Source organism: Candidatus Poseidoniia archaeon, from assembly GCA_030748895.1.
Taxonomy (GTDB): domain Archaea; phylum Thermoplasmatota; class Poseidoniia; order MGIII; family CG-Epi1; genus UBA8886.
The window spans coordinates 145872-164118 of sequence record JASMLC010000001.1 but is presented as its reverse complement, the minus strand read 5'-3'; the positions used below and the strand labels follow the sequence as shown (position 1 = coordinate 164118).

15 protein-coding genes are annotated in these 18247 nt (G+C 65.8%); 10 read left to right on the top strand and 5 right to left on the bottom strand.

The window, feature by feature from the left end; all coding sequences use genetic code 11:
- From QGG57_00840 to QGG57_00820, 5 genes are all read left to right on the top strand, one after another.
- On the top strand, window positions 1-989 hold a 989-nt coding region (locus QGG57_00840; GenBank protein MDP7006729.1), incomplete at its 5' end, for an inositol-3-phosphate synthase.
- Complete coding sequence (locus QGG57_00835; protein ID MDP7006728.1) at window positions 986-2113, top strand: prenyltransferase; 1128 nt, start codon at window positions 986-988, stop codon at window positions 2111-2113. The genes QGG57_00840 and QGG57_00835, both read left to right, overlap by 4 nt.
- Before the next feature lie 21 nt (window positions 2114-2134).
- Window positions 2135-3091, top strand: a complete 957-nt coding sequence (locus tag QGG57_00830) for an NDP-sugar synthase (GenBank protein MDP7006727.1) — start codon at window positions 2135-2137, stop codon at window positions 3089-3091.
- Window positions 3092-3131: 40 nt separating this feature from the next.
- Complete coding sequence (locus QGG57_00825; protein ID MDP7006726.1) at window positions 3132-4556, top strand: leucyl aminopeptidase; 1425 nt, start codon at window positions 3132-3134, stop codon at window positions 4554-4556.
- Between the two features lie 6 nt (window positions 4557-4562).
- On the top strand, window positions 4563-5219 hold the full coding sequence (locus tag QGG57_00820) for an MBL fold metallo-hydrolase (GenBank protein ID MDP7006725.1): 657 nt from the start codon (window positions 4563-4565) through the stop codon (window positions 5217-5219).
- On the opposite strand, the gene QGG57_00815 is transcribed toward QGG57_00820, so the two are convergent.
- Window positions 5216-7048 (bottom strand): S8 family serine peptidase, encoded by a 1833-nt coding sequence (locus tag QGG57_00815; protein ID MDP7006724.1) that lies wholly within the window; start codon window positions 7046-7048, stop codon window positions 5216-5218. The genes QGG57_00820 and QGG57_00815 overlap by 4 nt on opposite strands.
- 73 nt (window positions 7049-7121) lie before the next feature.
- Here QGG57_00815 and QGG57_00810 point away from each other — a divergent pair, with 73 nt between their 5' ends.
- Together QGG57_00810 and QGG57_00805 are read left to right on the top strand one after the other, a co-directional pair.
- Window positions 7122-8306 (top strand): NAD(P)/FAD-dependent oxidoreductase, encoded by a 1185-nt coding sequence (locus QGG57_00810; protein MDP7006723.1) that lies wholly within the window; start codon window positions 7122-7124, stop codon window positions 8304-8306.
- Window positions 8303-8908 carry a thiamine diphosphokinase gene (locus tag QGG57_00805; GenBank protein ID MDP7006722.1) on the top strand — a complete coding sequence of 202 codons (606 nt, stop codon included), beginning with the start codon at window positions 8303-8305 and terminating at the stop codon, window positions 8906-8908. The genes QGG57_00810 and QGG57_00805 overlap by 4 nt, the downstream gene beginning before the upstream one ends.
- A gap of 6 nt (window positions 8909-8914) precedes the next feature.
- Here the strand turns inward: QGG57_00805 and QGG57_00800 are convergent, their stop codons facing one another.
- Both QGG57_00800 and QGG57_00795 read right to left on the bottom strand, forming a co-directional pair.
- Entirely contained in the window at window positions 8915-10348 is a 1434-nt protein-coding gene (locus tag QGG57_00800) for a sodium:solute symporter (protein MDP7006721.1), read from the bottom strand.
- Entirely contained in the window at window positions 10345-11145 is an 801-nt protein-coding gene (locus QGG57_00795; GenBank protein ID MDP7006720.1) for a thiamine-phosphate synthase family protein, read from the bottom strand. Before QGG57_00795 ends, QGG57_00800 begins: the two co-directional genes overlap by 4 nt.
- An 88-nt stretch (window positions 11146-11233) precedes the next feature.
- Between QGG57_00795 and QGG57_00790 the strand changes: the two genes are divergently transcribed.
- Genes QGG57_00790 through QGG57_00780 form a run of 3 tightly spaced genes read left to right on the top strand, consistent with a single transcriptional unit; the run spans window position 11234 to window position 14871 of the window.
- On the top strand, window positions 11234-12541 hold the full coding sequence (locus QGG57_00790) for a pyridoxal phosphate-dependent aminotransferase (GenBank protein ID MDP7006719.1): 1308 nt from the start codon (window positions 11234-11236) through the stop codon (window positions 12539-12541).
- On the top strand, window positions 12538-13548 hold the full coding sequence (locus tag QGG57_00785) for a branched-chain amino acid aminotransferase (GenBank protein ID MDP7006718.1): 1011 nt from the start codon (window positions 12538-12540) through the stop codon (window positions 13546-13548). Before QGG57_00790 ends, QGG57_00785 begins: the two co-directional genes overlap by 4 nt.
- Window positions 13549-13572: 24 nt before the next feature.
- The gene (locus QGG57_00780) at window positions 13573-14871 is read left to right on the top strand and encodes a nucleotide sugar dehydrogenase (protein MDP7006717.1); all 1299 of its coding nucleotides are present in this window, start codon (window positions 13573-13575) and stop codon (window positions 14869-14871) included.
- Between the two features lie 3 nt (window positions 14872-14874).
- Here the strand turns inward: QGG57_00780 and QGG57_00775 are convergent, their stop codons facing one another.
- A complete protein-coding gene (locus QGG57_00775) occupies window positions 14875-15264 on the bottom strand; it encodes a RidA family protein (protein ID MDP7006716.1) in 390 nt (129 codons plus the stop codon).
- Window positions 15261-18047, bottom strand: coding sequence for a hypothetical protein (locus QGG57_00770; protein MDP7006715.1), 2787 nt, complete (start codon window positions 18045-18047; stop codon window positions 15261-15263). Before QGG57_00770 ends, QGG57_00775 begins: the two co-directional genes overlap by 4 nt.
- Window positions 18048-18247: the final 200 nt, after the last annotated feature.

Here is an 18247-nt window from a genome sequence, read left to right as displayed (position 1 = left end):
AGGCGATTACGCCGATGAAGGCCGTTTTCGAGAGGCACTTCGTCAGGAACCTCGACGGCGCGCACATCAAGCCCGAGACGGGCCACCGTGCGCGCATCGAGGCGCTGCGCGCTGACATCCGCGAATTCCGCAAGGCGCACAAACTGGAGCGCGCGGTGATGGTCTGGTGCGGCTCCACGGAAGTTTATCAAGCGCCGGAGGGCGACATGTTCGAGTCGCCCGACGCATTCGAGGCGGCGCTGGACAGCGACCATCCCGCGATTGCGCCGTCAGTGCTCTACGCGTATGCCGCGCTGCGCGAGGGCGTGCCGTACGCTAACGGCGCGCCCAACCTGTCGGTCGACTTCCCGGCGATGCATGCGCTGGCGCGCGAGGCGGGGGTGCCGATTGCGGGCAAGGACTTCAAGACCGGGCAGACGCTGATGAAGACCATCCTCGCGCCCGGACTGAAGGCGCGGCTGCTCGGCATCGACGGCTGGTTCTCGACCAATATTCTCGGCAACCGCGACGGCGAGGTGCTCGACGACCCGGAGAGCTTCCGCTCGAAGGAGGTCTCCAAGCTGGGCGTTCTCGAGCAGATGCTCGAGCCGGAGAAATTCCCCGAGCTTTACGGCGACCTGTACCACAAGGTGCGCATCAACTACTACCCGCCCCGCGGCGACAACAAGGAGGGGTGGGACAACATCGACATCCGCGGCTGGCTCGGCTACCCGATGCAGATAAAGGTCGACTTCCTCTGCCGCGACTCAATCCTCGCCGCCCCCATCGTGCTTGACCTCGCGCTGTTCCTCGACCTCGCCCAGCGCGCGAACATGGGCGGCATCCAGGAGTGGCTCTCGTTCTACTTCAAGTCGCCCATGACCAAGCCGGGGCTGCCGCCGATGCACGACCTGTTCGCGCAGAAGGTGAAACTGGAGAATACGCTGCGACATCTGATGGGAGAGACGCTCATAACGCACCTCGGGCTGGACTATTACGAGGACGAATGACCGCCCCTGCCTATCTCACCCGCTGGCGCACCATCTACCAGACCGCCAACCCGGTGCCGGGCGCCCCGCTCGACCCAGTGAGCCGCTGGATGCTCATCACGCGGGCGTGCGTCTTCAACATGACGCTCTTCTCGGGGCTGGTGGGGGTGATGCTGGCGGTGCAATTGGGGGCCGGCGTGGTCGCCCCGCTCGACGCGACGCTGGTGGTCGTGGGGTTGCTGCTGGCGCACGCCGGCAATAACATGCTCAACGACTACTTCGACACGCTGCACGGCGTCGATACCGCCGATTACCCGCGCGCCAACTACGCGCCGCACCCGCTGATGCACGGGCTCGTGAGCAAGCCGGGGCTGATTGCCGCCATCTTCACCTGCTACCTTGCGAACTTGATGATAGCGGGCTGGTTCGCGCAGAAAATCGGCGTCATCATCTGGTATTTCGTGCTGGTCGGCTTCGCGATTTCGGTGCTCTACGTCGCCAAGCCGCTGCGGCTCAAGTCGCTCGGCCTTGGCGAAATCGGCATTTTCTTCGTCTGGGGGCCACTGATGGTCGGCGGCGCCTTCTGGGCGCTCGCCGGTGACGTCGCGACCGAGGCGCAGCTGTGGGAGGCGATGCTGGTCTCAGTGCCGTATGGCCTGACGGTAATGGCGGTCGTGATGGGCAAGCACATGGACAAGCACGACGACGATTTGCGCAAGCGCATCCACACGCTGCCGGTGCTGCTCGGGCTGCGCGGTGCCGCATGGCTGACGCAGCTGCTCATCTGGGCCTTCTTCCCGATTTGTTTCTGGCTGGCGTTGGCGGCCGACGCGCCGCTGGTTGGCGGCGGCGGCCATCCCTTCATGGCGCTGGCGCTGCTGGCGCTGCCGCGCGCGATGCTCTGCGTCCGTATGCTGGGCAAGCCGGTGCCGGCGACCCCGCAGGAAGCGTTCCAGCTGGCGTTCGACGCGATGCCCGATAACCTGAAGGAAGGGCGCACGCCCGACAACCCCCCCGAGGAGTATCCCATCTGGCCGCTCTGGTACGTGGCGTGGGCGTTCCACTTCGTCAAGCTGGGCGGGCTGCTCTTCACGCTGGGGCTGGTGCTCGACACGCTCTGGCAGCGCGGCGCGCTGCCGTTCTAATACCGCCGCCGCTCGGGCCACGTGGAAGCGATTATCCTTGTCGGCGGCTTCGGCACGCGGCTGCGGCCGCTGACGCTCGCGACGCCGAAGGCGCTGCTGCCGCTCGCGAACGTACCGATGCTCGAGCGGCTGGTGCGCAGCCTGCCCGGGCGCGTCACGAAGGTCGCGCTGGCGGTCCACCACCAGGCCGACGCAATCGCGGCGCATTTCGCCGCAATCGATTGCGGACGCGAGGTGATTATCGTCCCCGAAACGGAGCCGCTCGGGACCGGCGGCGCAATGCGCAACTGCCGCGCCCACATCACGGGAACGGCGCTGGTCTTCAATGGCGACATCGTCTCGTCTCTCGACGCGGAGGCGATGCTGGAGCAGCATCGCGCGACCGGCGCGCTCGGGACGCTGGCGCTGTGGGATGTAGCTGACCCGAGCCGCTACGGGGTGGCGGAGCTGGACGGCAACGCGATTGTCGGCTTCCAGGAAAAGCCGGCAGAAGGCGAGGAAAAATCGAACCTGATTAACGCCGGGACATACCTGCTCGAACCAGAGGTTCTCGCGATGATTCCCGCCGGCCGCAAGGTCTCGGTCGAGCGCGAAATCTTCACGCAGCTGGCTGGCGCGGGGCTGCACGGCTTCCCCTTCGCCGGCAGCTGGATTGACGCCGGGACGCCCGAGAGCTACCTTGCGGCGAACGCGATGCTGCTGGAGCACGAGGCGACCGCGGCGCATCCCGGCGCGAGCGTGCGCGGCAACGCGCTGATTGCGGCTGACGCTGAAGTCAGGAGCAGCATCGTCGGCCCCGACACGGTCATCGGCCCCGGCGTATCGCTTGACAGATGCGTTGTCCGCCGCTCGGTGCTGCTCGCTGGCGCCAGCGCGACCGGCGCAGTCATCGAGGACTGCATTCTCGGCCCCGGCGTGGCGGTCGAGGGCGACCGCAGCCGGATGGTGCTGGCGGCGGAAGACGAGCTGCGGTTCTAGCGCAGCTCCATTTCTATAAAGGGGCCGCAGGTGGCGCGGCATGAAGCTTGAGTTCGACGACGGAAAGCTGAGCGCAGTTGCGGCTGACGCACTGGCGGTGCCGGTTTTCAAAGACGAGGCTCCGGACGCGGTCGGCGCGCTGGTCGCGCCGCTGCGCGAGGCGGGCGAGCTGAAGGGCAAGCCGGGCGAGCTAACGCTGCTGCATGCGCCCGATGGCTTCGCCGCGCGACGGCTGCTGCTGATTGGCTGCGGCGACGACTGGTCGACCGAGGCGGCGTTCGCCTTCGGCGGGCAGGCGGTGCGCGCCGCAAATGGCCGCGGCTACCACCGGCTGGCACTGGCGCTCGAGGGCGACGCGCACAGCGCAGTCGCCGGCGCTGTGGCGGGCGGCTTCGGGCTGGAGCAATACCGGCTCGAGCAGGACGACAGTACGCTGGAAGCGCTGGTCGTCTGCGGCCCGCGCGACGGCGCCGAGGCGGGCTTCGTCGTCGGCGAGTGCGCCAACGTGGCGCGCGAGCTGGCAAGCCTGCCGGCCAACGAGCTCGGCCCGGAGGAGTTCGCCGCGCGCGCGGCGGCCGAGGGACCGGCGCATGGCCTGGCGGTGAACGTGATGGGCGAGGCGGAACTGCGTGCGATGGGCGCCGGCGCGCTCTGCTCGGTCGCCGACGGGTCGGCGCGGCCGCCGCAGCTGGTGCGGCTCGACTGGTCGCCCGGCGAGGCGCCGAAGAGGGTGCATCTCTGGCTGGTCGGCAAGGGGATTACGTTCGACACCGGCGGGATTTCAATCAAGCCGTCGAAGAACATGCAGAAGATGAAGTACGACATGTCGGGCGCCGCCTGCATGTATGGCGCGATTACCGCGATTGCGCGGCTCAAGGTCCCGCTGCGCGTGACCGCGCTGCTGGCGCTGGCGGAGAATATGCCGTCCGGCACCGCGACGCGGCCGGGCGACATCGTGCGCGCGATGAACGGCAAGCACGTCGAGGTCGACAACACCGACGCCGAGGGGCGGCTGGTGCTGGCCGACGCGCTCTGCTACGCCGTCGCCGAAGGCGCAACGCATATCATCGACTCGGCGACGCTCACCGGCGCCGTCATCTACGCGCTCGGGTCGACCCGCGCGGCGGTGATGGCCAACGACGACGCGCTCGCGGGCCGCGTGATGGCGGCGGGCGACGCGGCGGGCGAACGCTACTGGCAGCTACCGATGGACGCTGAATACGGCAAGCTGATGAAGGGCGAACTGGCCGACCTGAAGAACGTCTCCGGCACCCCCGAGGCGGGAACCGTCACGGCCGCCAAGTTTCTCGAGGAGTTTGTCGACGGCACCCCGTGGGTGCATCTGGACATCGCCGGCACTGCCTGGGACAACAAGGGCAGGCCGCACCTGCGCAAAGGCCCGACGGGAATCACCGTTCGCACGCTGGTGCAGCTGGCCGAGACGTGGGCCGCCGAGGCGCGCTGAACCGCGATGACGCTGCGCATTCTCCAGCGCGCGGTCGGTGCGCTGCAGATGAACGCGACGCTTGCCGTCGCGGACGGCGAAGCCATCCTGTTCGACCCCGGCGACGAATGGTCGCGCATCCGGGCGATGCTCGACGAAGCCGGCGTCCCCGTCAGGCGACTCGTCGCCACGCACGGCCATCTCGACCACGTCGGCGTCGCGGCGCAGGCGGTCGCTGAACTGGGGCTGCCGCTCGAGTGCCACCCGCTCTGCGCTGACTGGCTCGCCAACCTTGAGGGGCAGGCGCGCATGTTCGGGATGCCCGTCCCCGAGCCGGTCGAGCCGGGTGGCTTTCTCGACGAGGGCGACACCGTCGCGGTCGGCGACACTCGTTTCGAGGTGCTGCACTGCCCCGGCCACAGCCCCGATTCGCTCTGCTTCTTCGCACCCGCCAGCGACGAGGTGCCACCAATGCTCGTTGGCGGCGACGTGCTCTTCCGCGACTCGGTCGGGCGCACCGACTTCATCGGCGGCGACAGCGCGCAGCTGATGGCGTCCATCCGCGACAAGCTGATGGCGCTGCCCGACGAGACGCTCGTCTTCCCGGGCCACGGCCCGCAGACAACTATTGGCCGCGAGCGCGAGAAAAACCCGTTCGTTACCGGGCGGCTGCGGCTCGCCTAATCACGGCGACGCAGCGCAACGGCTGCCAGCACTGTCAGCCCCACCAGTAATGGCGGCCCCGGGGAATCATTCTGTTTCGGTGCAGGCGCATGTTCATTGAGCAGCACGACGCTGGCCGAGTCAATCGGCGACATCCGGTCGGGCGCCGCGACGAGGCGCGCCGCGAGCGTCTGGTTGCCCTTCGCCACTTCGGGCGGGACGCGGATTTTCCAGAACGCCCAGTCGCCTTGCGGGGACGTGTCGGTAGCGGGATACCAGCCCGAGGCGCCGAAGCGCACTTCGACGCCGTCGGCGACGGGGGAGCCACCGGAATCGGCGCCCCCGTAGAGCCAGGAGCCGTTGTGGATTGCGGGCTTGACTTCGACGTCGGTGCCGTTCACCGTCTCATAGCGCGGCGGGATGGTCCAGGCGACCCGTAGCAGCGGGTCAACCTGCCCCGCCACTTCGACGAAGGTGCGGGGGTCCGCCTGGCCGTAACCGTATTCGTTGTCAGGCCGCGTCTCGAGCAGCGAGCAGTCGTTGGTGTAGAGGTCGCTGTCGTCGAGGATTTCACGCTCGATGGCGTAGCCGGCGACGATTGTGTCCTTGACTTCGGCCGGGGTCAGGTCGGGGTTCGCTTCGAGCGTCAGCGCGACGATGCCCGCCATCAGCGGCGTCGCCATGCTGGTGCCGGATTTCGAGGTGTAGCCCGTTCCCGTTCCCTTGTTGGGCGCCATGATGTTCGAGCCGATGGCCGCGACGTCCGGCTTGACACGGCCGTCGGATGTGTAGCCGCGGCTGCTGTAGACCGCCAGCGAGAGGTCCTTGTCGAGTGCCGCGACTGTGATGGGCAGCCGCGCGTCGCCCGGCGAGTCGATGGTGTTGCAGCCGGCGACGGTCGCGGCGCCGAACTCATTGCCCGCCGAGAGCGTCACCACCAGCCCCGATTCGACCGCCGCATCGACCGCCTGACTCCAGGCCGAACGGCCGTCGTTGTCGATGTGGAACTCCACCTGCTGCTCGCCGAGGCTGGAGGTCATGACACGGATGCCGAAGCGCTCCTGGTTGGCCATCGTCCACTCGATGCCGCGGATGATATCTTCGATGTCGCCCGAGCAGCAGACCAGCACGTTCGCGAGGTTCGCCTGCGGTGCGACGCCAACGTAGCGGCTGCCGTCGGGCGCGGTGTCGCCGTCGCCGGTACCGGCGGTGATGCCCGCGACGTGGGAGCCGTGGGTACCGCTGTCTTCCGACAGGCGACCGTCGTATTCCTGGTCATCATAGGCGTTGTAATAGACGAGAATCTTGGGGTCGTCGGTGAGCGGGTCATCGTCCTGATCGTCGAGCCCGGCGTGCAGGCCGTCGACGCCGGTGTCGACAATCGCGACGGTGACGCCAGCGCCGTCGAAACCGAGCTCCCACGCCAGGTCGACGCCCATCACCGGCACCGCCTCGTGCATGTGTGGCTCTGCTTTGCCGATGTCGTCGAGCATCACGACGCCCGGCCACTCCGCCACGACGGGGACGAGCGGGCGCGGCATGGTCGTCCCGAGCAGGTCGAGGTATTGCGCCCGGAAAGTGACGGTCGCGCCCGCCGCTGCGAGTCGCGCGACGTCACCGTCATCGGGGTGGTGGTCATAGCGTACGAATACACGCGCGTCGCCCGGGGCGAAGAAGCGGTCGCCCTGCGCCATTTTCCAATCCAGCAGGTCGCTGACGCCATCGCGGTCGACATCGCGCGAATAGGTCTCCCACCAGGGCGGTTCCGCCGCGCCAGCGGGCGGAACCGCCAGCGACGGCAGCGCCGAAAATAGCAGTAGCGCCGCCAGCAGGGGCACGCGGGTATCCATGGGCCGACAGGGTCGCAGAATAATAATAGTTGCTCCCCACCGCTTTAATATCGGCGGAAGCTGGCGCCGGACGATGGACTGGGACGTAATCGTAGTGGGCGCCGGGCCGGGCGGCTCGACCGCGGCGCGGTTCGCCGCCGAAGGAGGCGCGCGGACGCTGCTGCTCGAGAAACGTGCCGAAATCGGCGTTCCCGTGCGGTGCGGCGAGGGCATCGCCCCGCGCTGGCTCGAGATGATTGGCGTCGTGGTCGAGGGCGACTGGGTCGTCAACCGTGTCCGCGGCGCGCGCATCTATTCGCCGAACGGCACCTGCCTTACCATCGATGACGACAATCTCGGCACCGAGGTCGGCGCGGTCATCTCGCGCACCGGGCTCGACCAGCATCTCGCGCAACTGGCGGCCGACGCGGGCGCCGAAGTCCGGACCGGCGTGACCGTCACCGGGCTGCTACGCGACGGCGACGCCGTTGCCGGGGTGCGGCTGCGGAATCCCGACGGCTCGCGCGAGGAACTGCGCTGTGGCGTGGTGATTGGCGCCGACGGCTTCGAATCGCAGGTGGGGCGCTGGGCGGGGCTGCCGACGCACCGCAAGCCGGCCGACATGTGCGGCGCGCTACAGTATACGGTAATCGACCTGGATATCGACCCCGCCTACTGCGAATTCTATCTCGCCAAAGGCTCGAAGGGGGCCTACATCTGGTCTTTCCCGAAGACGGATAGCAAGTCCAACGTCGGCATCGGCTGCATGCTCTCGCGGGTAAAACAGCCGGGCGAAATCAAGGCACTGCTCGACTCGTTCATCGCTGAGCATCCCGACTTTGCCAACGGCAGGATAATCGACACCATCGCCGGCGGCGTTTCGCTCTCCGAGCCGCTCGAGCAGACTGCCGCGGCGGGGGTGATGCTGGTCGGCGACGCGGCGCGGCACATCGACTCAATCACGGGCGGCGGCGTCGCCAACGCCTGCCTGTCGGGACGCGAAGCGGGGCGCGTCGCTGTCGCCGCGATGGAGGCGGGCGACTTCAGCGACGAGTTCCTGCAAGCGTACGACCGGGGCTGGCGCGCGAAGATGGAGGACCGGCTCTACCACTCCTACCTTGCGAAGAGCAAACTGACCGAGGTCGAGCCGGAGATGATTGACGCCGTCGTCGCGACTATGGTTAAAGTTGGCGTCGAGGAGCCAACCGTGCAGGGCATCCTGGAAGTTCTGGAGGAGCATCACCCCGAAATCCTGGAAAAGGTCGGCGCGATGCTGTGAAGGCGCTCGTCGCGGGCGACCGGTCGTTGCCCGCCGATATTGCAGTGCTGGCGCGCGATGCGCTGGTCGTCGGTGCCGACGGCGGCGGCGAGCGACTGCTCGACGCCGCCGTTAGTCCGGACGCAATCGTCGGCGACATGGATTCGCTCTCCGCCGATGCCCTGAAAGAGCTGGCCGACCGGCTGGTGCGCGACGACGACCCCGGCCGCTCTGACCTTGAGAAGGCGGTCGCGTGGGCCCGGGCGCAGGGCGCTGACGAAATCGTGGTCGTCGGCTGGTCAGGCGGCCGGCTCGACCACACGCTGGCGGCGCTGGCGCTCGCCTTCGAGGGCGTTGCGCTGCACGACGACCGCTTCCGCGTCACCGCCGTTGCCGGGAGCGCCGAATTCGCGGCAGAGCCGGGGACGCTCTTCTCGCTGCTGGCGCTAGCCGACGCCACCGTGAGCGTTAGCGGCGCGCGCTGGGAGCTGGTGCGAGAGTCGCTCGCGATGGGCGCGCGCGGGCTGCACAACGAGGTCGGCGAGTCGGGGCGCGTGCGGGTCGAATGCCATTCCGGGAAACTGTTGCTGCTCGAGGGCAATTTCAGCGCGTTGCACGCCTGAAGAGCTTTATTTACCGCTCTTCGGGGCGAGCGCCAGCGAGCCGCCTACCGTGACGATGCCCGAACCGAGTAGTGCCGAGAGGAAAACACCAAGGTTGGCGAGCCCCCACGCGTTGGTCGGTGACGTCAGGTATCCCACGCCGGTCGCCACGTCGGCGGTCGCGGCGCCGTACGCCACGACCGATAGCAGCCCGGCAACGGCGCCCGCCAGCGCCGCCTGCGGGACGACGCGCTCCCAGAGCGAGAGCAGCACCGGTAGCACGGTTGCGGTCGCCAGCAAGTCGGCGAAGAGGAAGATGGCAAAGACCGACGCCGCCTGCATCTCAAGCGCCAGCCAGATGGCCGGCAGGATGAGCAGCAGCGACATCTGCCGCGCCTGCACCAGCGTCAGTCGCTGGTCGGAGAGGTCCTGCGAAATCGAGGCGACAATCGCGTTCTGCAAGGTGTCGACACTAGAGCAGACCAGCGCCACTCCCAGCACGACGAAGAACGCCAGTAGCAGCGCCGGATAGCCAGCGAGCAGGTAGAAGAACGCCGCCGAAGGGTCTTCGACGGCGCCATCACCCGCGACGACGGTGCCGAGGAATCCCATCACCAACACCGCCACAAAGCAGAGGCCCGCCGCAAGGTAGGCGCCGTGCCGCAGCGCGTCGTCGTCGCGCGAAGCCCAGGTGCGCTGCCAGTTCCCCTGCGAAAACATCTCGGCGGCGGTAATCGCGATGAGCAACGCCAGCCCGCTCTTCAGCGTCTCGGGGCTGGTGAAGGTTATGCTGCCGATGCTCCAGTCGTCTTCCGGGTTGAAGGCGACGGCGCGGTCCCACAGGTCACGCGGGCCTTCACCCAGCATCAGCAGCGCTACCACCAGCAGCAGCCAGATGATGAACCAGGCCTGAATGCGGTCGGTGCCCAGCGACGCCGGCAGTCCCCCGTAGGCGGTATAGGCTGCTGTCACGGCTGCGACGGCGACTATCGGGATAATCGGCTCAATGCCTGCCAAAACGTGCAGCGCCTTGCCGATGGCGGTAAACTCGGCGAAAAGGAAGGTGAACATATAGAGCACGGCGATGCAGCCGACGTACACCTGCATCTGCCGCCCCAGCCGCGTGCGGACATAGTCGGCGAGCGTAATCCCGTCGGGCAGCCGCTCGCGCACCATTGGGCCCAGCCGCGCCAGCAGCAGGAACGGCGTCGCCGCCGAGAGCGCGTATGCGAAGACGTCGTAGAAGCCAGCGTAGTAACCCACTTCCGACGGCGAAAAGAGAATCCAGATTCCCATTCCCGACGCGAAGAGCGAGAGCCCGATGACTTGCCACGGCTGCGTTCCGCGCGCCGAGAGGAAGTAGTCGCGGTCGATTTGCCGCTCGCGGCCCGCCTGCCACCCGATGAAGCCGAAGAAACCGAGCGTCGCCAGCATCAGTAGCAGCGCGAAGCCGCTGCTCATGCCAGCTCCGCCGTGGTCGCGAGCGCTTCAACCTGCGTCGCCACTTCGTCGAGCGTGTCGCCGTGCAGGTAGAGCGCTGGCTCCCACCCGACGCTGCCCTCGTCGACCAGCGCTGGCGCGAGGCCCCCGCCCGGCAGCTCGAGGCGCTCGCCCTTGCGCACCAGCCGTGCCAGCGGCAGGCCGGCGCGCGGCAGCGCGTCTTCGACGACCGCGTCCCAGCGCAGGTTGACTATCGCCTTACGGGCAGGCATCCGCTGGCGCAGCAGCAGCAGCAGTTCGGCGAGGTGGTGCGACGCACCGAACTCGGCCGGCGCGAGCGGCCGCGCTTCGCCCCCGACCGGCGTCAGCCGGCCCGGGAACGCGGCGATGCCGTCCGCCGCCTTCGCTTCGGGCAGCGCACACGCCAGGTTGCAGCGCACTTCGGGCGAGAGGTGCGCCAGCAACGGCGAGAGCCGCTTGCGCGCCCGCGCCAGGTCGGCCAGCACCGCTTCGCGCGCCCCCCCCGAAGGGAGCCGCACCGTCAGTGGCTCGCCGTCGAGCAGCAGCGCCAGCGACCACTCGCGCACCGCGCCGTCGCGCAGCGCCCCCGCCAGGCGACGCGCAGCCTGCTGCAAGTCGCTCTCGGTCGGCTCGGGCAGCGGCGTCGGCATCCCGGCGAGGTAGTTGCCCGCCATGACTTGCGAGACGCCGAGCGCGCGGCCGAGCTGCGCCTGCGTCCACTCTTCGCGCGCCAGCAGGCGGCAGGTGCGGCCGCGCAGCTCTTTCAGGAGGTTTCCGTTCAGTTCGGTCGGTATCATATTAACCGCTTATCAAATTCCAGAAGCGGTTTATAGGTATATCGGTGGTGCAAGGTTATTAGCCGAGGCGGGCCTGCCGGCGCGAGGCATGCACGACATCCCGATTCCCCGGCAGACGCTGGAAGCGTTGCTCGCACAGACCGGCTTCGACAGCGGGCGGCTCGCCATCCGCGAGGTGAACCGGCTGGCGAGCCTGCTCGAGGCGGAGACCGGCATCAAGTTCGTGCGCATGGAGTTCGGCATTCCCAACATCCCGCCGCCGCCGCAGGCCGCTGAAGCAGAGCGCGAGGCGCTCGAGGCGGGGACGCACGGCGCATACCCCCCCTTCGACGGCATCCCGCGGCTGAAGCGCGCCGGCGTGCGCTTCCTGAAGGCGTTCCTTGACCTTTCCGTAGGCGAAGAGTGCGTCGTCGCCACCTGCGGCTCGATGCAGGGCGGCTTCGTCGCGCAAGCCCTGGCGGCGCGGATGCACCCCGGACGCGAGACCATCCTGTTTCTCGACCCGACCTTCCCCGTCAGCCAGTTGCAGGCACGCTTTCTCGGGCTGCCGCGCGACGGGCTCGAGCTGGGCGACCTGCGCGGCGACGTTTTGCTTGCCGCGCTCGAGGCGCGGCTCGAACGCGGCGACATCGGCGGCGTCTTCTGGTCGTCGCCCAACAACCCCAGCTGGGCCTGCCTGACCGAGGCGGAGCTGGAAGGCATCGCCCGCCTGTGCGACGCGCACGACGCGCTCGCTATCGAGGACCAGGCGTATCTCGGGATGGACTTCCGCGCCGACTATTCGCAGCCGGGCGAGCCGCCGTTCGTCCCGACCGTCGGGCGTTACGGGCAGAACTGGGTGCTATTGCTCTCGTCTTCAAAGGCGTTCTCGTATCCCGGCCAGCGCTGTGCGCTGGCCGTCGTCTCGCCGGGGTTGCGCAAGCGCGAATTCCCAGCGCTCGAGGCGAGCTGCGGCACCGCGCAGTTCGGCCACGCCTTCGCGCACGGCGGGCTCTACGTCACGACGTCGGGCGCGTCGCACACCGCGCAGCACGGGTTGGCGGCGATGCTCGAGGCGGCCAGCGACGGCGAACTGGACTTCGTCGCGCGGACACGGGAGTATGGCGAGCGCGCCCGCCGCGTACGGAAAATGTTCCTGTCGGCCGGCTTCGAACTGGTTTACGGCGACGACAACGGCGCACCAATTGGCGACGGCTTCTATCTTACGCTCGACCACCCCGGGCTCGAGTCGGGCGAGCTGCTGCTCGAGCTGTTGCGCTACGGGATTTCGACCATCACGCTAAAGTCGGCCGGCTCTTCACGGGACGGACTGCGGGTATGCGTGTCGTTCGTCAGCGAGAAAGAGTATCCGGTGCTGGAAGGGCGGCTGGCGCAGTTCAGCGAGGCGAGGACGTGAGCATCGACTTCGGCGAGCTGACTTTCTCGTTCACCCCCACCCGCACGATGTTCATCGCCCGCTGCGAACTGGGCGACGAGTGGCAGCCGGGCGAGCTGCAGCCGTTCCAGAACCTTGAACTATCGCCGGCAGCGTGCGTGCTGAACTACGGGCAGGGACTCTTTGAGGGCTTGAAGGCGTACCGCGCTGACGATGGGCGCATCCTGCTCTTCCGGCCGGCGATGAACGCGGCGCGGCTGCGCGCTGGCTGCCGCCGACTCTCGATGCCCCCTGTTCCTGAGGAAATGTTTCTCTCCGCGGTGCGCGACGTCGTCAGCGAAAACAGCGATTTCATCCCACCCAGCGACGAAGGTGCACTCTATCTTCGCCCGCTGGTGTTCGGCAGCGGCGCCATCCTGGGAGTCGCGCCGGCGCCCGAGTTCGCATTCCTGGTCTACGCATCGCCAGTCGGCCCCTACTTCAAGGGCGGGCTGACGCCCATCCGGCTGCTGGTGACGCGCGACTTCCACCGTGCCGCCCCGAAGGGGACCGGGGGTGTCAAGGCCATCGGAAACTACGCTCCCGGGATGCTGCCGAGCAGCCACGCCAAGCGCAAGGGCTACGCCGAGGTGGTCTACCTTGACGCCGCCGAGGACCGCTACATCGAGGAGGTCGGCGCCGCCAATTTCTTCGCGCTCTTTGGCGACACACTCGTAACGCCCGCATTGAGCGGCTCCATCCTGTCCGGCGTGACCCGCGACTCAGTGCTGCAACTGGCGGCGGAGCGCTTCGGGATGCAGGTCGAGGAGCGAGACGTCTCCGTCGACGAGGCGCTCAAGGCAGACGAGCTCTTCTGCTCCGGCACCGCCGCGGTCATCTCACCCATCGGCTGCATCAGCTACGAGGGCGAGGACCACCAGTTCAGCGGCAGCAAAGTCGGTCCCCGCACGCGCGCGCTCTACGAGGCGCTGACCGCCATCCAGCACGGTGACGCACCCGACGAGTTCGGCTGGGTCGTCGAAGTTTAAAATCCCCGTCGGCTGGCAAGCGCCGTGAGCACCCCCGCAAAACAGCTCCAGCAGCGCATCAAATCCCGCGAGGCCACCGTCGGCGTCGTCGGACTGGGCTACGTCGGGCTGCCGCTCTCAATCGGCTTCGCGCGCGCCGGCTTTCCCGTGCTCGGCTTCGACACCGATTCGCAGCGTGTCGCGCAAGTCAACCGCGGCGAGCGGGTGATGCGACACATTCCCCGCAAGGCGATGCGCGAACTGGCGCAGGGCGGAGAGGCGACCACCGATTTCGCGCGGCTGGGCGAGGCGGACGCGGTACTCATCTGCGTCCCGACCCCGCTCGACCAGCACCACCAGCCCGACATGAGCCATGTCGAGGCGGCCGCGGATGCCATCACTGCGACGCTGCGCCCCGGACAGCTGGTCGCGCTCGAATCGACGACCTGGCCCGGCACGACGCGCGAGCTGCTTCTGCCGCGGCTCGAGGCAAGCGGGCTGCGCGCCGGCGCGGACTTCTTCCTGGCGTACTCGCCCGAGCGCGAGGACCCCGGCAACGCAAATTACGGGATGGGCGACATCCCCAAGGTGGTCGGCGGCCACACCGATACCTGCCGCGATATGGCGGTCGCGCTCTACGAATCGGTAGTGCCGCGCACCATCCCCGTTTCCAGCCCGGAAACTGCGGAGGCGACCAAGCTGATGGAGAACATCTTCCGCGCCGTGAACATCACTATGGTCAACGAGCTCAAGCTGGTGCTCGACCGCATGGACGTCAACATCTGGGAGGTAGTCGACGCCGCCGCGACCAAGCCCTTCGGCTTCATGCCCTTCTACCCCGGCCCTGGCATGGGTGGCCACTGCATCCCGGTCGACCCGTTTTACCTGGCGTGGCGCGCAAAAGAGTTCAACACCACCGCACGCTTCATCGAGCTCGCGGGCGAGCTGAACATGGCGATGACCGAGCATGTTGGCCACCGCCTGCTCCGCGCACTCAACGACGACGGCAAGGCGATTCGCGGCAGCCGCGTCCTGCTATTGGGGGCTGCTTACAAGCGCAACATCGACGACACCCGCGAATCGCCTGCCGGGCGGCTGCTAGAGCTGCTCGAGGTCAAGGGCGCCCGTGTCAGCTACCATGACCCATTCGTCGCCGAATACCGCAGCCGCAAATCAACACCGCTGACTGCGGAAGTGCTGCGCGACTGCGACGGCGTGCTCATTGTCACCGACCACAATGACGTCGATTACGCGCTGGTCGGCGAGCACGCGCCACTGGTGGTCGATACGCGCAACGTCATGGCTGCGCTCGGTGACGTGAAGGCGCGCGTCGTCCGCGCCTGAGCCTTACCGTTCACCGGCCGGCAGCCGCGCCGTAACTTCAATCTCGACGCGGATGCGTGGGTCGACCAGCTTCGCGATAAGCGCGGTCGCCGCTGGCCGCGCGACGGCAAAGCGGCAGCCGATTACCGGCACGATACACTTGAAATCATTCTCATCAACCAGTATATAAGTCACGCGCACCACGTCGTCCAGGCTGCAACCCGCTTCCGCCAGCGCTGCGACGATGTTGTCGAGCGCCCGCTCCGCCTGCTCGGCGACGTCATCGGAAATCTCCATCGTCGCGTAGTCGAAGCCGGTTGTTCCCGAGACGAACACCCACTCGCCCGCGACCACGGCGCGCGAGTAGCTCGCGCGCCGCTCCCAGTCGGAGCCGGAGGAAATACGACGAGTCATGGATTGCGGGAGCGCCGCCAATGGAAAGAGGTTATCGCCAGCACCGAGGCTATCGGCAGCAGCAGGGTCGGGAACTCGGGGATGGCGGACGTGAACGAAAGGGCATTGCCTTCGGAATCGGTCGTATCCCTGTAGGCGATTGCGAATTTGTCGACATTGGGATCATGGACAACCGTTATGCGCTGGATGTTGTTCGAACTGAATTGCTGGGCGCTGGAGGAACCCTGGCTGAAGTCCAGCGATGTGCCGTCAATCACGCCTTCAACAACCCAGCCGGTATTGGCGGATTTTTTTTCGTATGCGATTACAACAACACCATTCGCAATGCAGACGTCAGGGTAATCCACGGCGACCGTACTGAAATCCACCGGCGTCCCGAACGAGATGGAAGTTCCGGAAACCGTACCCACGACTGCGGTTCCGTCATCACCGTCGGCATCGTCCTGGTATGCAACAACCACCTTGTCGTCGGATGAGCTGTAGTCAATCTTGACGAACTGCACAGCCGCCGACTCGAATTCGGCTGCCGAGCCGTAGGTAATGGCGGTCCCCGAAATGCTGCCGACAATCGCCTCACCCACCGAATTTGTCGCATCTTCCCAGACAGTGACGAACTTGCTGCTGCCGACATACACAACATCAGTCCAGTCGGTATCATCTGTGGTTATGCTCGCTTCCGTACCGTAACTGATTTCTGTTCCAGAGACCGTTGCTATGATACAGGAGAGACCGCCCGAAGTCCCTTCGGCGTAGCAGAATACGACCTTGTTATTGCCTGAATCAAATGTCGCGGAGGGGAACAGCGTAGACCCGGTCTGGAACTGGTATTCAGAGCCGAATGAGATGGAATTATCGCTGGAATCTACGGTTCCGACGATGCCGTTTCCGTGGCCGCTGGCGTCCCTGTAGATGATGACCACCTTATCTACGTTCGAATCGAACGTTACGTCGTAATATGCTACATTCTGGTTGGCACTCCACTCTACCGGAGTTCCAAAGGAGATGGAACCGTCGCTCTTTACTTCCCCGACGACGGCGTATCCGTCGTCGTCACTAGCCTGGTCGTATATCAGGACGATGCGGTTGTTCGAAGAATCAAACGTGGACTGGACCGTACTGCCGAGGGTCTCTGCGATATCACTGCTGTGGAACTGGACCTCGGTATCCAGCGTACCGCGGGACATCCCCGCGCTTCGGTCAATCAGGAAAATCGTGGAATTATCGTATTCCGTCTCCCAGGAAACTAGGTGGAAATGGACTGCATACTGCAATGGTAGCTCCCTGACCAGGATTTCAATTTCGTTCTGGCCCGTTGCCGAATTGATGCGCTCCTGAAACTGCCATTCCCACGATTCGGAGTCGCCATATGAGCTGTAATTATAGAGGTTGGAAGCCAGGATAATCCCCTGTTTTCCCGTTATTTCAATCATCTGGCTGGCGTAGAAAAACTCGTTGACCCTGTATCCGAATGGAATTTCGCCATTGGTATCAAGGAAAACGTATAGGCTGTCTTCCCCAGTCAGGACTGGGAGGGGACTTGATTCCTGGTTACTCGTGGTTGAAACCGGGACTGGCGCCAGCTTCTCGTCCCGGGTTCCAGTATCAGGCGCATTGCGCGCCCTGTTTGCAGGAACGGCAGTCCCGGTCAGGATATTTCCCTCGACGTTCAGGTAAAAGAATGAATCAGCCCCATAGGTAACGCCAGCGTATTCCCGGATGTCAATGTCAGGATTTTCAGCGTCTCCAGGGCTGTCCCGGTCAGCATATTTTTCCACGTGCGACCAGTCTTCGAATTCACCGTCGATCGTAATTTCTTCCCCTTCATAATAGGCGTTGCCGGTTGCCTGCGCTGCGGCAACCGCTGCGGTGACGGACTTCGGTTCCGATACGAGGCCAATTACCAAATCCGAAAAATCGCTATTCCCGAAGTCGTCGGCAGTCTGCCACAGGAGCCGTACGTCGTCGCCATCATCCATCCCGAGGTCAAAGAGCGGCACCTGCGTCTCGAGCGAGGCACCGGCAGTGCGGGCGTTGAGGGTGGTGAGCGCAGCAAAGCCATTCCAGTCATGGCTGTCGCGATTGTCGTCGAATGTGTAGAGCGTCGCAGTCAGCACCGCCTGTGAACGACCATAAATCTCGATGAGGTGGTCGGCGCCCAGTCCGGGAAGCGCGTAGCCGGTCGCCGCGTCGGTATCAGAGTCGATGAGTATGCGCAATGTGTGCCCACCCTGAGTGGTAAAGATTGGCTCGGCAGTAGTCGTCAGCAGCGAGAGGTAGACTGCGTCCGCTTGCGCCGCTGTCGCTACGAGGTCGATATTGGCATTGCCGGCGTCGCCCTGCGCATCGGCGTTGCGCGCGACGCCCTCCCAGTCGGCGAGACTGCCGTCGACGGTAACGCGACTGGCATCGTCGGCTTCCCAGAGCACCAGAAACGAAACGCCGGCCAGCAGCAGGACCACCGCGGCGGCGGTCGCCGCCAGCGCGTTTCGCGAAGCGACAGGGGCGAGCGGGACCCGCACGAAGCCGCCGATTCCGGCACCATTCGTCAAGCCGTTGCCATTGGTCAGGCCATTGCCATTGGTCAGGCCATTGCCGTTCGTCAGGCCGTTGCCGTTAGTCAGGCCGTTGCCATTTGTCAACCCATTGCCATTTGTCAACCCATTGCCATTGGTCAGGCCGTTGCCATTGGTCAGGCCGTTGCCATTAGTGAAGCCAGTATCAGCCAAACGCAACCCGTGGCTGCGATTGCTGCCGACTTTGCCTGACTTGTCCACTTCTATCACGGCTCCGGGAGCGGACCGAGGCCATTGGTACTGTGGTTAATATGTATCTGTTGAATTCGCCTCTGCACTCTAAACAAACCTGACGCCACCTCAAAAAACAGTTCTGAAAGTGCAAGATGAAGCTCCAGACGGAATTGAACAAAACGTATCAAATTTTATAACGATAAATATTTAAACAAACATCCACCCGGCAGCAGCAT